Annotated in this window: 12 protein-coding genes; 8 read left to right on the forward strand and 4 right to left on the reverse strand. The window is 72.2% G+C overall.

Features of this window, described 5'->3' with window-relative positions; all coding sequences use genetic code 11:
* Nucleotides 1-52 precede the first annotated feature (52 nt).
* A complete protein-coding gene (locus AB0958_RS04425; protein WP_366888792.1) occupies nucleotides 53-4,084 on the forward strand; it encodes a Pls/PosA family non-ribosomal peptide synthetase in 4,032 nt (1,343 codons plus the stop codon).
* Between the two features lie 1,047 nt (nucleotides 4,085-5,131).
* Here the strand turns inward: AB0958_RS04425 and AB0958_RS04430 are convergent.
* A complete protein-coding gene (locus AB0958_RS04430) occupies nucleotides 5,132-5,260 on the reverse strand; it encodes a hypothetical protein (protein ID WP_366888793.1) in 129 nt (42 codons plus the stop codon).
* Nucleotides 5,261-5,421: 161 nt separating this feature from the next.
* Between AB0958_RS04430 and AB0958_RS04435 the strand changes: the two genes are divergently transcribed.
* The 7 genes from AB0958_RS04435 (at nucleotide 5,422) to AB0958_RS04465 (ending at nucleotide 13,025) form a co-directional block, all read left to right on the forward strand.
* On the forward strand, nucleotides 5,422-6,099 hold the full coding sequence (locus AB0958_RS04435; RefSeq protein WP_366888794.1) for a response regulator transcription factor: 678 nt from the start codon (nucleotides 5,422-5,424) through the stop codon (nucleotides 6,097-6,099).
* Between the two features lie 3 nt (nucleotides 6,100-6,102).
* The gene (locus tag AB0958_RS04440; protein ID WP_366888795.1) at nucleotides 6,103-7,479 is read left to right on the forward strand and encodes an ATP-binding protein; all 1,377 of its coding nucleotides are present in this window, start codon (nucleotides 6,103-6,105) and stop codon (nucleotides 7,477-7,479) included.
* Nucleotides 7,480-7,618: 139 nt separating this feature from the next.
* Complete coding sequence (locus AB0958_RS04445) at nucleotides 7,619-8,239, forward strand: hypothetical protein (RefSeq protein WP_366888796.1); 621 nt, start codon at nucleotides 7,619-7,621, stop codon at nucleotides 8,237-8,239.
* Nucleotides 8,240-8,244: 5 nt separating this feature from the next.
* Nucleotides 8,245-8,958: an ABC transporter ATP-binding protein gene (locus tag AB0958_RS04450; protein ID WP_366888797.1), complete on the forward strand. Its 714-nt coding sequence runs from the start codon at nucleotides 8,245-8,247 to the stop codon at nucleotides 8,956-8,958.
* The gene (locus tag AB0958_RS04455) at nucleotides 8,945-9,607 is read left to right on the forward strand and encodes an ABC transporter ATP-binding protein (protein ID WP_366888798.1); all 663 of its coding nucleotides are present in this window, start codon (nucleotides 8,945-8,947) and stop codon (nucleotides 9,605-9,607) included. The genes AB0958_RS04450 and AB0958_RS04455 overlap by 14 nt, the downstream gene beginning before the upstream one ends.
* Nucleotides 9,604-12,255: an FtsX-like permease family protein gene (locus AB0958_RS04460; RefSeq protein ID WP_366888799.1), complete on the forward strand. Its 2,652-nt coding sequence runs from the start codon at nucleotides 9,604-9,606 to the stop codon at nucleotides 12,253-12,255. The genes AB0958_RS04455 and AB0958_RS04460 overlap by 4 nt, the downstream gene beginning before the upstream one ends.
* A 38-nt stretch (nucleotides 12,256-12,293) precedes the next feature.
* Entirely contained in the window at nucleotides 12,294-13,025 is a 732-nt protein-coding gene (locus AB0958_RS04465; RefSeq protein WP_366888800.1) for a response regulator transcription factor, read from the forward strand.
* A gap of 215 nt (nucleotides 13,026-13,240) precedes the next feature.
* On the opposite strand, the gene AB0958_RS04470 is transcribed toward AB0958_RS04465, so the two are convergent.
* The 3 genes from AB0958_RS04470 to AB0958_RS04480 all read right to left on the reverse strand — a co-directional run bounded on the left by AB0958_RS04470 (nucleotide 13,241) and on the right by AB0958_RS04480 (nucleotide 14,658).
* The gene (locus tag AB0958_RS04470) at nucleotides 13,241-13,402 is read right to left on the reverse strand and encodes a hypothetical protein (protein WP_366888801.1); all 162 of its coding nucleotides are present in this window, start codon (nucleotides 13,400-13,402) and stop codon (nucleotides 13,241-13,243) included.
* 265 nt (nucleotides 13,403-13,667) lie between these two features.
* A complete protein-coding gene (locus tag AB0958_RS04475) occupies nucleotides 13,668-13,952 on the reverse strand; it encodes a hypothetical protein (protein WP_366888802.1) in 285 nt (94 codons plus the stop codon).
* A gap of 547 nt (nucleotides 13,953-14,499) precedes the next feature.
* Nucleotides 14,500-14,658, reverse strand: coding sequence for a hypothetical protein (locus AB0958_RS04480; protein WP_366888803.1), 159 nt, complete (start codon nucleotides 14,656-14,658; stop codon nucleotides 14,500-14,502).
* Nucleotides 14,659-14,708: the final 50 nt, after the last annotated feature.

A 14,708-nucleotide genomic window follows, 5' to 3' on the forward strand; every position in this document is an offset into this window, starting at 1 on the left:
GCCATGCCGCACCACTCCACCGCTTCGGGGACCGCACCCCAGGGTGAACGCCATGACTTCCCACACCACCGCTCCGCCCGTCACCGCCGCCCCGGACCGCACGGCCGCGGCAGTCGGGGGCGTCACCGGTCTGAACCGGTTCTTCGAGGACGCCTGTGACCGCACCCCGGCCTCCATGGCACTCGAATGCGGAGCCCTCAGGCTGACGTACGCCGACCTGGACGCCCGGGCCAACCAGGTCGCCCACCGGCTGCGCCGTCTCGGCATCGGCCCCGACAGCCGTGTGGGGCTACTCCTGCCGAGGTCGGTTGCGATGTATGCGGGCCTGCTCGGCGTGTGCAAGGCCGGGGCGGCGTTCGTGCCGGTCGATCCCGCGGCGCCCGCCGACCGCGTGGCCTTCATCCTCCGGGACGCCGGTGCCAATGCCGTGCTCACCACCTCCGCCCGCACAGCCGACACGGTCCGCGCGATCCCGGGCGGGGACCGTGCGGTCATCGAGATGGACCGGGAGACCGAGGTCCTGACGGCGCTGCCCACCACACGGCCGCGGGTGGCGACGACGGGCGACGCGGACCTGCTGGCTTACGTGATGTACACCTCGGGATCGAGCGGCAGACCGAAGGGGGTGGAGATCGCCCGGTCGAGCATCGTCAACTTCGTGCGCGTCGTGTCCCCGGTATACGGCATCCGGCCCTCTGACCGCGTGTACCAGGGCATGACCATCTCCTTCGACTTCTCGATCGAGGAGATCTGGCCGACCTGGGCGGCCGGCGCGACCCTCGTCGCGGGTCCCGGGGGTCCTGCGCGGCTCGGGTCCGAGCTCGCCGACTTCCTGGACGGGAATGAGGTGACCGCCCTGTACTGCGTGCCCACCCTGCTGGCGACGATCCCACGGGACCTTCCTCGCCTGCGCCGTGTCTTCGTCGGTGGCGAGGCGTGCCCCGCGGCGCTGGTCGAGCGCTGGAGCAGACCGGGGCGGCGGATTCTGAACACCTACGGTCCGACGGAGGCGACCGTCACGGCCACCGTCCAGGAACTGCGCCCGGGCCGCCCGGTGACCATCGGCCGACCGCTGCCGACCTACACGGCCGTCCTCCTCGACGAGCGGCGCGAGCCGGTACCACTCGGGACGGTCGGGGAGATCTGCCTGGGCGGGCCGGGCGTTGCCCGGGGATATGTCGGCCGCCCGGACCTGACCGCCGACCGCTTCGTCCACCACGCCCTGGCGCCCGGGGGAGGCCGTCTGTACCGCACGGGTGACCTCGGCAGGATGACCCCGGAAGGAGAGATCGAGTACCTCGGCCGAGCCGACGCGGAGGTGAAGATCCGGGGTTACCGGGTGTCGCTGGAGGAGATCGAGAGCGTGCTGATGGCGAACCCGGGCGTCTCGCAGGCGGCCGTGTCGCTCGTCCCGCTCGGCGACGCGGGCGAGCAGGTCCTGGCCGGATACGTGGTACGTGCGGCGGACAACGGGAACGACGACGCTCTCACCGCCCGGCTGCGCGACCGCCTGCGACGGTCCCTGCCCTCCTACATGGTCCCGGCGACGCTGGACTTCCTCGACCGGCTGCCGGTCGCACCGAGCGGCAAGACGGACCGGTCGCGGCTGCCACGGCCGTCCGGGCGCCCCCTGACGGCATCCGGTCCCGTGACGCCGGTCCGCGACGCGAGGGAGGCCCGCGTGCGGGACGCGTGGGCCCGCGCACTCGGTGTCCCTCCCGAGGAGGTGTCGGCCGAGGCAGACTTCTTCACCGAGCTCGCCGGGCACTCCCTGCTTGCGGCCCACGCCGTCTCCCTGCTGCGCGAGCAGGACGGCAGCACCAGCCCCACCCTGCGCGACCTGTACGAGAACCCCACCATCCGGACCTTCACGACCCGCGTGTACGCGCAGGCGGGTGACCGGCGCGAGGCCGGACAGCTCCGTTCCGAGCCGCCCCTGCGGCACAGCCGCGCACGGATCGCACGGGCAGGGCTGGTCCAGGCGGGCGCACTCCACGCCCTCCTGCTGCTGCTCACGGGCCCGCTGGCGCTCGTGTACGCGGCACACCACGGACGGCCGACCGCCTCGAGCGCCCTCGAGACGACTCTGGCAGTGCTGGCCGGCTACATGGCCGTACGCTGGCTCGTCCCCGTCCTGCTCGCCCGGCCCCTGACCGCCGGCATCAGGGCCGGCCAGTACCCGCTGTGGGGGGCCACCTATCTGCGCCTGTGGACGCTCGACGTGCTGGTGCTCGGCCTCAGCCCGCTCCGGGTCCTCAGCGGATCGCCGCTCATGGGTTCCTACCTGCGCCTCCTGGGAGCAAAGGTCGGCCCGCGCACCGCCATCGCGACAAGTGTGATCGGCCTGCCCGCGCTGCTGCGCGTCGACGCCGACGCCGCGATCGGCTACGGGGCCACCCTGCGCCCCTGGCAGGTCGCAGACGGATGGGTCACGATCGCCCCGATCACCATCGGCGCGCGGGCGTACGTCGGCGCGGGCGCGGTCTGCGCACCGGGCGCCGCGCTGGGCCCCGGCGCCGCGCTCGGCGAGCAGTCCCTGGCCGGCCCGGGCGAGGCTATCCCCGCGGGAGCGCGCCGGGCCGGCTCGCCCGCCCGGCCGGTCACGGCCCTCTCGCCACTCGTCGAGTCGATGCTGACCGCCCAGCACCGCCCAGACCGCTGGCGACCCCTGCACCTGGCCGCAGCCCTGCTCGGTCTGCTCCTGCTGGAAGCGGTGCCCGTCGCCGCGGTAGCACCGGGCACCGCCCTGTGCTGGTGGGCGTGGCGGCACGGTGACCCGGCCGTGGCCCTGCTGCTCGGTCCCGTCTTCGTGGCCGCCGTGTGCCTGATCGTCGCCGTGGGCAGACGGGCGGTGCTGCCCAGGACGCCGGTCGGCGTGCACCGGGCACGGTCGGCGCTCGGGGTGCGCAAGTGGGTCGCCGACAAGCTCCTCGAGCACAGCCTGACCCTGACCAACTCGTTGTACGCCACCCTCTACACCGTCCCCTGGCTGCGGCTGCTCGGGGCGCGGGTCGGCCGGGGCGCCGAGGTGTCCACGGTGGCACACATCGACCCGGACCTGCTGACCCTGGGTGACGGCAGCTTCGTCGCCGACATGGCCGGCGCCGGCGTTGCTGTCTTCGCCGCCGACCGCATGGCTCTCGCGCCCACCGAGGCGGGCCGACGTGCCTTCGTCGGCAACGCGGCTCTAGTGCCTGCCGGTACCCGGCTCGGCCCGGGCTGTCTGGTCGGCGTCTGCAGCGTCCCGCCCGCTGGTGAGGTGCCTGCGGGCAGCATCTGGCTGGGCTCGCCCGCACTGCGGCTGCCGGTGCGCCAGGACAGCGGGCACTTTCCCGAGAGGCTGACGTTCCGGCCGGGGCGCGGGGCCGTACTCGGTCGCCTGGTCATCGAGTTCTTCCGCGCCACCTTGCCCGCGACGCTGCTCGCCGCCGGCGGCTTCGGGTACCTGCCGGCCCTCGCCTTGCTCGCGCGCCGTGCAGGGCCTGTGGTCACGCCGCTTGTGTCCCCGTCGCTCGCCCTGGGCGCCATGGCGGCCATCGTCGGCTGCTGCGCACTGGCCAAGTGGGCGGTCGCCGGACGATACCGGCCGCGCGTCGAACCTCTCTGGAGCCTGTTCGTCCGCCGGACGGAGTTCGTCACCGGTCTGTTCGAGGCCGCGGCGGTGCCCGCGGGCGTCGGCGCCTTGGTGGGGACCCCGTTCCTGCCGCCGGTGCTGCGCCTGTTCGGCGCCCGTATCGGCCGGCGCACCTGGCTCGGTACCACGTACCTGACGGAGTTCGACTTGGTGGAGGTGGGTGACGATGCCGCGATCGGCATGCATGTCTCCCTGCAGACGCACCTCTTCGAGGACCGGGTGATGAAGATGTCCGCGGTGACCGTGGGCGCCGGCGCCGGCGTCGGGACACGTTCGGTGGTGCTGTACGACGCCGTGGTCGGCGCCGGAGTCCGGCTCGGCGCGCTGTCCTTGGTCATGAAGGGCGAACAACTGACACCCGGCACCGACTGGCAGGGCCTGCCCGCCGAAGGATGTGCCGTCCCGCCGAAGCCCGAAGCGGTGGGACGGACCGGAACGAAGCAACCATGACCGGTACGCCCGATGGGCGCCGCCCGCTGGCCCTCGTCTACCGCGGACCAACCGCCCTGCCCGGCTGCCCCGAGGCGGTCGCGGACCTGCTGGCTTCGGGTCCGTGGCGCCTGGACGTCCGTGTCACCGGACCGCGTGAGGCGCTCCCAATGTCCGCCGAGTCGCTGTCCGGGGCCTTGCTGTACGCCCAGCCGGGCGGCGGCGAACTCGACTCCGCCTACCACGTTCTGCGCCCGCAGCACCGGGCGATCCGCGCCTTCGTCCAAGGCGGCGGGCACTACCTGGGTTCTGCCTGGGCGGCTGCCTCGCCGGAGCCACACCGGGTTTCGGCCTCCTGCCCGGCGACACCGACCAGTACATCGCCACACCCGGGGCAACGGTCCACGGCGAGGACTCCAGGGTGGTGCGGGTGATCTGGCGGGGATCCCCGCGCACCGTGTACTTCCAGGACGGCCCCGTCTTCCTCCTCGACGACGAGACAGCCGTGAGGATCCTGGCCCGCTACGACAACGGCGCCCCCGCCGCCGTCGTAGCCCCCTTTGGCGCGGGCGGGGTGGCCGTCACCGGACCGCATCCGGAGGCCACCGACGACTGGTACAGCGGCCGGGGTCTGCCGGTGCAGCACACCCTGGATCTGGCCCGTGACCTGGTGGAAGCCATGTGGCGGGAGCGAGCCCGTGGCAGCCTTCGACCCACGTGCGTGGCCCGTCCGCCCGGCGCTCATGACCGGCCCCGAGCTGCTCCTGTGGCTCGTCCGCTGCCCACCGGGCGGCCGGGAGCCGGTCGCCTCCCTGCTCCGACCGCTTGTCCGAGGACGAGCGGGTCGTGGCCTTCACCACGGTCTGGGTGCGCAAGGAAGCCTGACTCGACTACGTCGGTACAGGGGTCCGCCGCGGCCGCACCCTCGGTCTGGGCGGTCATCGACGTCCCCGTCGACGGGGCCCGAGCGGCGGTGGTCGCCGTGGAGCACAGCTGACGGCACCGTTGCCCGGCGCCGTCAGCCGCGAAGGATCTCTGATCCTGCCAGTCGCCCTTTCCGTGTCGCCGTCACCCGAAAGGCCGTTCGGCGACCCGCGAGGTGCGCACCAGACGCTTGCGGCGCTCATCACGCCGGCGCTCGTCGCGTCGCCCTCCGGTCTCGTCCTGGCGGCGGCGCTGCTGCCTGAGGTCGCTCATCGTCGCACTCCTCGTTCTCCCGTCCGTTTGATGACCCCAGCCTGCGATTTGATGACCCCAGCCTGCGATCCGGGCACTGAGGCACGCTGAGAGGCTCCCTGCCTCTCAGCGTGCTCTCAGCCGCTGTCACCGGTGACGGCTATGGTGGACCAGAGGCAGCCATGCGTACGCTGATCATCGAGGACGAGCACGGACTCGCCGCGGCGATCGCCGACGGACTCGCGGCGGAGGGCTTCGTCGCGGACGTCGCCCACGACGGGCCGGACGGCCTATGGCGTGCACTGCAAGAGCCGTACGACGTCATCGTGCTCGACATCATGCTTCCCGGCCTGTCCGGCTACGAGGTTCTCAAGCGTCTGCGCCACGCCCGGGTCTGGACACCGGTGCTGATGCTGACCGCGAAGGACGGCGAGTACGACGAGGCGGACGCCCTCGACCTCGGCGCCGACGACTACCTGAGCAAGCCGTTCTCGTTTGTCGTCCTCGTCGCCCGGCTCAGGGCGCTACTGCGCCGCGGGGCGCCCGCCCGGCCCGCGGTGCTCCAGGCGGGCGACCTCAGCGTGGACCCCGCTCGCCGCCGCTGCCACCGCGGAGAGCACGACATCGAGCTGACCGCCCGGGAGTTCGCCCTCCTGGAGTACCTGGTCCGGCACGCCGACGACGTGGTCGGCAAGACGGACATCCTCACGCATGTGTGGGACGAGCATTTCGACGGCGACCTCAACATCGTCGAGGTGTACATCGGCTACCTGCGACGCAAGATCGACGCGCCGTTCGACCGGCACACCATCGAGACCGTCCGCGGTGCCGGTTACCGGCTGAGTAGCGGCGCGGGGTGAGCGGTGGCGGTCGGCGTCCGGTCCTGGTGGGCCCGCAGGTCTCTGCGGCTGCGGCTGACGGCCGCAGCCGCCCTGGTCATCGCCGTCGGCCTGTGCGGAGCCGCGGTTCTTCTTGTCGTTTGGCTGCACGCCAGCCTCATCCACGACCTGGACACGGCGGCCCTCCAGCGCGCCGAGGTCGTGGCGGCGGACGCCGACAGCCCCCAAGTCGGTTCGGAGATAGCAGCCGCCGATCATGGCGAGGTCGCCGTCCAGATCGTCGACCGCCACGGTCACGTCATCGCCAGCTCGGGAAACCTGCGTGGCCGCCCTCCCGTGTTCTCCTTCCCGGCGAGCCGGTCGGGTAGCCCTCCGGCGCACACTGTCCACGACATCCCCGTGGGCGAGAGCGGTACCTGGCGTGCCGTCGGCATCCCCGCCGGTTCGGCCGGCAACCCGCTTAACGTGTACGTGGCGGTCCCCACGGAGAGCGTTGACCAAGGACTGGCCCGGCTCACCGCCGGCCTGGCTGCCGGAACGCCGGCGGTCGTCGCGCTGCTCACGGCCGTGGTGTGGCAGCTCACCGGACGCGCACTGCGTCCCGTGGAGGCTCTGCGCGCCCAGAGTGCCGAGATCTCCGTCTCGGATCTCGGCCGACGGCTCGACGTGCCGCCCACCGCGGACGCCCTCGCCAGGCTCGCCCGGACCTTGAACGATCTGCTGGAACGCCTGGACTCGGCGTCGCGCCGCCAGCGCCGGTTCATCGCGGACGCCGCCCACGAACTGCGCAGCCCCCTCAGCGCCCTGCACACCCGGCTCGACGTGGCCGCCCGGCACGCCCCCTCACCGCAGACACAGGCCCTCGCCGGATCCCTCCTGCGGGACTCCGAACGGCTCACCCGGCTCACCGACGACCTCCTCCAGCTGGCCCGGCTGGACGACCGACCCCGGATCCGGACACGCCCTGTCGATCTGGACGAGACCGTCTTCACCGAGGTGCGCGAGGCCCGCCGCCGCACTCGGCTCCCGATCGACCAGCACGCAGTCGGCGCGGCACGCGTACCCGGAGACGCTGACGCCCTCGCCCGCGTCGTGCGCAACCTCCTCGACAACGCCGTGCGCCACGCCCGCAGCCAGGTCACGGTCGGTCTGTGCACCGATGGCGGCACCGCCCATCTGGTCGTCGCCGACGACGGCCCCGGCATCCCGGAGGCCGACCGGGAACGGGTCTTCGAGCGCTTCACCCGGCTGGACGACGCCCGCTCCCGGGACACCGGCGGTAGCGGCCTCGGCCTGGCCATCGTCCACGATGTCGTCACCGCCCACGGCGGCCGCACCCTGATCGAGGACAACCGGCCTGGCGCCCGGCTGGTCGTGCTGCTGCCAACGGAAAGGCCCTGACTCCGTCATACGCCGGTGGAAGTGGGCCGTTTGGGCTTTTGCCGTCGTCTAACCGTGGGCGAGCGTCGGGTTAACCGGCTGCCTCCTAGCGTGAGTGCATGACCGCCTGTTCCGGCCGACTCCTTGGAGGGCAGTGGCCATGGCAGTACACACACGGATGTCCGTGGCCGTGGGGTTTGCGCTCGTCGCGGCGGTGACCGCCGGCTGCTCCGGATCCGGAACGCACGCAGCCAAGGGATCCGCGTCCTCCGGCTCCTCGTCGACCGTGGCGCAGAACCCGGCTCCCACCGAGTCCAATCCGCCCGGTGACATCCCGGACAACCAGGCGTACGTCCCGTTCAACGGCCCCGGTTTCACCGTGAAGGTGCCCGAGGGCTGGGCCCGCACCCAGCGGGACGGCGGCACGACCGCGTTCACGGACAAGCTGAACACCGTACGGATCACCCCGGTCTCTGCGTCCGGTGCGCCCACGGTCGGCTCGGTCACGAACACCGTCGTCCCACAACTGCGTTCCCAGGTGCAGAAGTTCGCCTCGCCCAAGGTGTCCGAGGTGAAGCGGCACGCGGGCAGCATGGTGCTGCTGACCTACCAGGGTGACTCGGCGAAGGACCCGGTGACCGGCAAGGTGGTGCGGGACGCCTTCGAGCGGTACGCCTTCTACCGCTCCGGTCACGAGGTGGACCTGACGCTGTCCGGCCCCGTCAACGCCGACAACGTGGACCCCTGGCGTATGATCAGCGACTCCTTCGCCTGGCGGTGACCACCATGGCGGACGACACGGTCCTCACCGCCCGCGAGCTGTACCGCTTCTACCGGGCCGGTGAGGAGGAGACGCTCGCGCTTCGAGGGGTGTCCCTGCGGGTGGGGCGGGGTGAGACGCTCGCGGTGGTCGGGCCGTCCGGGTCGGGCAAGTCGACCCTGCTGGCCTGTCTGGCGGGGCTCGACGAACCCTCCGGCGGCGAGGTACGCGTGAACGGCGTACGGATCAGCCACCGGCCCGAGACCGAGCGGGCCAGGTTGCGGGCCCGGCACATCGGGGTGCTGTTGCAGACCCGCAACCTGCTGCCCCATATGAGCGTCCGCGACAACATCCGCCTGGCCCAGCGGGCCGCCGCAGGAAAGCCCGCCGTCTCCGCCCAGGAGCTGCTCGGCCAGGTGGATCTCGCCGAACGGGCCCACGCCCTGCCCCGGCAGCTGTCCGGCGGTGAACTGGCCCGCGCCGGGCTGGCCGTCGCGCTGGCCAACTCGCCCGAAGTCCTGCTCGCCGACGAGCCGACCGGCGAACTGGACGGAGAGACCGAGCAGGTCATTCTCACGCTGCTGCGCGACCGGGCCGCCCAGGGCTGCGCGGTGCTGATCGTCACCCACAGCGCTGAGGCCGTACGCGTCGCCGACCGGGTCATCCGCCTGGCGGACGGAAGGACAGACAGTGCCCCGACGACATCGGACAGGCAGGAGGCCCGGGATGCCACCGGATGAGACGCTCGTCGCCTGCCAGAACGCCGCCCTCACCTTCGGCAGCGGCCCACAGGCCGTCGTGGCCGTGCACGGAGCGAACCTGCAGATCGCGGCCTGCGACCGGCTCGCGGTCGTCGGCCCCTCTGGATCGGGGAAGAGTTCACTGCTGAACCTGCTGGCGGGACTGGAGCAGCCCACCAGTGGCACAGTGAGCCGCGCCGCGTCACTGGGGCCGTACGACATCGGCCTGGTCTTCCAGGGCGACAGCCTGATCCCCGCCCTGAATGTGGCCGAGAACACCGCCCTGCCCCTGGTCCTCGCCGACCGGCCCGAACCGGAGGCACGGGAGGCCGCCCTCGCCGCGCTCGCCCTGGTGGACGCCGCCGATCTGGCCGACCGGCTGCCCGAGGAGATCTCCGGCGGCCAGGCCCAGCGCGTGGCCGCCGCCCGCGTTCTGGCCCAAAGGCCGCGCCTGATCCTCGCCGACGAGCCGACCGGACGCCTCGACCACACCACCGGCGCCCGCGTACTGGACGCCCTGCTGACGGCCGCCGACCACACGGGCGCGGCCCTCGTCGTCACCACCCACGACCCCGCAATCGCCGCCCGCCTCGCCGTCCGGCGCGCCATGCGCGACGGTCGGCTGCTCGCACCCGAGGAGGTTCCGTGATCACCGCCTGGGCCCGCGGCCTGACCCGTCACCGCACCGGACGCCTGCTGGCCGCCCTGGCCGGGATCGCGCTCGCGGTCGCCCTCGTCGCCGCGCTCGGCTCCTTCCTCACCGCGTCCAAGGCGACCATGACCCAGCGCGCCCTACGCTCGGTCGCCGTCGACTGGCAGGTCCAGGTACAGCCCGGAGCCGACCCGAACGCCGTGCTGTCCCTCGTGCACAAGTCGCCCGGTACCCGTGCCGCCCTGCCCGTCGGCTACGCCCGCACCGCCGGATTCACCGCCCGCGTGCAGGGCAGCACCCAGACCACCGGCCCCGGCATGGCACTCGGTCTGCCCGCCGAATACCGCACCCTGTTCCCCGACGCGATCCGCACCCTCTCCGGAGCCTCCACCGGTGTCCTGCTGGCCCAGCAGACCGCCTCCAACCTCCACGCGGCCCCCGGCGACACCGTCGGCGTCCAGCTCCCGGGCGTGGGAATCCGCCAGGTCAAGGTGGACGGCGTGGTCGACCTGCCCCAGGCCGACTCCCTCTTCCAGACGGTCGGCGCCCCCAGCCAGTCCCAGCCGACCGCACCCCCGGACAACGTCGTCCTGCTGCCCGCCACACAATTCGCCGCACTCACACAGGGCTCAACCGGCACGACCACCCAGATCCACGCCGCCCGCGACACCACGCGCCTGCCCGCCGACCCGGCCGCCGCCTTCACCTCCGTCACCCGCGCCGCCCACAACCTGGAGGCCCGCTCCGCCGGTACCGCACTGGTCGGCAACAACGTCGGAGCGGCACTCGATTCCGCCCGTCAGGACGCCCTGTACGCCCAGATCCTCTTCCTCTTCCTCGGAGTCCCCGGCGCGGTCCTGGCCGCCGCGCTGACCGTCGCGGTCGCCTCCGCCGGGAGTGAGCGGCGCCGTCAGGAACAGGGGCTGCTACGGCTGCGCGGCCTGCGCCCCGGCCAGATCACCGCCCTCGCCGGCCTGGAGGCGGCGCTGACCGGCCTGCTGGGCGGTGTGGCCGGGCTGGGCATCGCCGCGCTGACCGGGCGCCTCGCCTTCGGCACCGCGTCCTTCGGGACGAGCGCCGGTACGGTGGCGGTCTGGTACGGCATCGCGTTCATCCTCGGTGCCGCCGTGGCCGCCGGCGCCGTGCTCGTCCCCGCCCTGCGCGATCTGCACACGGTGACCGTCGCCGAGACCCGCAAGGAGCCGGGGGCACGCGGCACCCGCAGCCCCTGGTGGGCGCGGTACGGCCTGGACTTCGCGCTGCTCATCGGGTCCTGGCTGGTCTTCCGGGCCTCCTCCGGCAACCAGTACGCCCTGGTTCTCGCCCCGGAGGGCGTGCCCAGCATCTCGGTGTCGTACTGGGCCTTCCTCGGCCCCGCGCTGCTGTGGATCGGCGCGGCCCTGCTCCTGTGGCGCCTCACGCTGCTGGCCCTCGCCCACGGCCGCCCCGCCCTCGCCCGCCTGGCCCGCCCGCTGACCGCCAACCTCGCCGGGACCACCGCCGCCATCCTCTCCCGGCGCCGCCGCCCGCTCGCCCGCTCGGTGGTCCTGCTCGCCCTCGCCGTGTCCTTCGCGACATCCACGGCCGTCTTCAACTCCACCTACAAACAGCAGGCCGAGGTCGACGCCCGGCTCACCAACGGCGCCGACGTCACCGTCACCGAACCGCCCGGCGCCCACATCCCACCCAGCGCGGCCGGCTCGCTGAAGATCTCCGGCGTCCACCACGTCGAACCCGTCCAGCACCGCTTCGCCTACGTCGGTTCCGACCTCCAGGACCTCTACGGCGTCCGCCCCGGCACCATCGCCCAGGCCACTTCCCTCCAGGACGCCTACTTCTCCGGCGGCACCACCGCGCAGCTCATGCGGAAGCTGGCTCAGCGCCCCGACAACCTGCTGGTCAGCGCCGAGACCGTCAACGACTTCCAGCTCTCCCCCGGCGACACCGTCAACCTTCGTATCCAGGACGCCCGCACCAAGTCCCTGCGCACGGTCCCCTTCCACTACGCCGGCATCGTCAAGGAGTTCCCCACCGCCCCCAAGGACAGCTTCTTCGTGGCCAACGCCTCCTACATCGCCAAGACCACCGGCAGCGACGCGGTGGGCGCCTTCCTCCTCGACACCGGCGGCACCCAGCAACAGCAGATCGCCGCACAGCTCCGGGCGAAGCTCGGCACCGGCGCCACCGTCACCGACCTCACCCAGACCCGGGGCACCGTCGGCACCAGCCTCACCTCCGTCGACCTGGCCGGCCTGACCCGCATCGAGCTGGCCTTCGCCGTCCTGCTCGCCGCCGGAGCCGGCGGCCTCGTCCTCGCCCTCGGACTCGCCGAACGCCGCCGCACCTTCGCCATCGCCACCGTCCTCGGCGCCCGCACCCGCCAACTGCGCGGCATGGTCCTCACCGAGGCCCTCCTGCTGGCCGTGGCCGGCCTGGCCGGAGGCGCGCTGATCGGCTGGGCTCTCTCCGAGATGCTGGTCAAGGTCCTCACCGGCGTCTTCGACCCACCGCCCGCCACCCTGGCCGTGCCCGGCCCCTACCTGACGCTGACCGTCCTGGCCGCCCTGGGCGCCGTACTGGCGGCGGCCCTGAACGGAATCCGCCGTGCCCGGCGCCCCGCCGTCGAGGAACTGCGGGACCTGTGAACCAGCGCGCGACAACCAACGTGTCTACGCTGTCGGCCATGGGCACGCCCGCAGCACCGGACAACGGCCGCTTCCGGGTCCTCGTGGTCGAAGACGACGATGTCATCGGCCACCACCTGGAAACCGGCCTGCGCGGCAACGGCTACACCGCCGCCTGGAGCCGCACCGGCGCCGCCGCCCTCACCGAGGCGAGCCGGACACCGTACGACGCCCTGCTCCTGGACCTCGGCCTGCCCGACATGGACGGCCTCGACGTCGCCCGCACCCTGCGCAACCGCTTCCGGGACCTGCTCATCGTCATCCTCACCGCCCGCACCGACGACATCGACGTCATCGCCGGCCTGGACGCGGGCGCCGACGACTACCTGGTCAAACCCTTCACCCTCACCGTCCTGCTGGCCCGCCTCCGCGCGCACCTGCGCCGCCGCACCCTCACCACACCCGTACAGAATCAGCCGATCCACCTCGGCGACCTCGTCATCAACCCCACAGCACGCCGCTGCACCCTCCACAACACGGAAGTCCCCTTGCGTCCCAAAGAGTTCGAGCTGCTCGCCCTCCTCGCACGGCACGCGGGCGAAGCCGTCTCCCGCGAGACCCTGATGGCCGAGGTCTGGGACGAGAACTGGTTCGGTTCCACCAAAACCCTCGACGTCACCATGGCTGCCCTGCGCCGCCGCCTCACCGATGCAGCCGAGCCACTCCCCGTCCCCACCCGCCTGCCCCGCATCACCACACTGAGAGGACATGGCTACCGCCTGGAGCTGTGACTGGCCGGGCAGGGGACGTCCTTGGCGTCCGCCACGTACAAGTCATACAAGTGCTCGGACCTACCCACGGAGGCGACTGACGCGCCTTCGGCGACGCGCCCTCTCGCTCCGAGCCTCTGCGTGAAGGGCGAGGGCTTCACTTCTCTCATCTGCAATGACCGCTTTCACGCGGCCTGGGCCGCTCCGGCCGTCCGGGACCTCGAAGCCCGAGACCCTCAAGGGCGGCCGGGTGGGGTGTGGAGCGTAGATTGCACCCGTTCCGGGTTCGCCTGTTCTGGCAGAGGCGGTGCCTGCGGGAACAGGTGGTCTTCCAGAGCGGGCAGCCCGAACAGCATGAGAAGCGGCACCGCCGGGCCGAGCAGGGCTATCACGATCACGACGCCTCCCTGGGAAGCTGGCGATCACGGCTGATACTTGACGGCAAGTTGGCCATGTTCACCGTGCGGCCGAACGGGGGAGGCCGCACACGGGGAAGGGTCCGTATAGGCCGAACGGGTGATGTCAGAACGTGCGGAGGCACGGCCTGGCGGTGCAGACGCCCCCGTGCGCCAGCTGAGTGGGGCGAGAGCCGGGATGCCGGTGACGAGGCGCCGCCCCCTCCCGGCCAGGAAGGGGGCGGCGCATAAGGTGCGCGGAGTGGTTCTACTGCACGGTCACGGTGACGGAGTCGGAGTGGGTCTTGCCCACCATCACGCGGTAGTGCTGGGTGCCCTTGCTGGTGGGCCGGGTGGTGAGAAGGTAGGAACTCCCCTTCTTGACCGTGGTGCTCGTCTTGAGCGTGGACCACGTGCCGTTCTTCTCCTGCTGGAGCCGCACGGACGTACCGATCGGGATGCCTGTGGTGCGCCCGGTGAAGCGGACGGAGTGGCCCACTTTCACGGTGGTCGGGTTGGCCTTTACGGTGACCGACGCGGCAGCCCGCGTCATGCTCGGCTTCGGGCTCGGCGTGGGGGAAGCGGCGAATGCCTCGGCCGAACCGGCAGAGACCAGCGCCGCGGACAGGGCACACGCTGCCAGGGCACACGCGCGGCGGCGACCGTGGAACAAGGTGAGCATGGAGTCTCCCGTAGCTGGTTGGACGGATCGACGGGCCCGCGGTGCGGGGACGCGCCATGGGCTGATCGCCCACTCGCACCAGGCTGCGCCGGACCAGCAGGGAAGGCATCCGGGAATGTCACCGACCGTCGCGCCCATGTGACGATGTCCGGTCTTCGCGCAGGTCATCAGGTGACGGACCGGCCCCTCCCTTTGCTCATCTATTGCTCTTCGTCGCCGCGGAGGTTCCGCGACCGCCGCCCACCTTTGCAGGCATGCGCCAGGTGCTGCGGGGCGAGAGGGCAGGGCGCCCTGCACATTCTGGGTGACGGATCATGGTCGCTCTACACGCCTGCCTGGAGCCGGTTCCCGGTGGACGCTTGAGGCGCCAAGAGCCTTGAAGAGCTGCGGTCCGGTCGCCGACCGCGCCGACCTGCTGCTATATGCCGAGGGAGGGTGGCGGTACGGCACGGGCGGCGAGGCTTCCCGCGACGCCTGCCGTCAGGATCGTCACCAGCGCTGCGAGCATCGAGGCGGCTGTTTCGCCGGGCCTGGGCACGTGCGGCTGGGAGCCGAGTGTCGCGGTGACCGCGGGCACGCCCCAACTGAGCCGCTGAAAGCACCACGAGTGCAGTCGGCTGGCCCGTC

It is taken from the genome of Streptomyces sp. NPDC006655, assembly GCF_040703965.1.
In the GTDB taxonomy this organism is placed as follows: Bacteria; Actinomycetota; Actinomycetes; order Streptomycetales; family Streptomycetaceae; genus Streptomyces.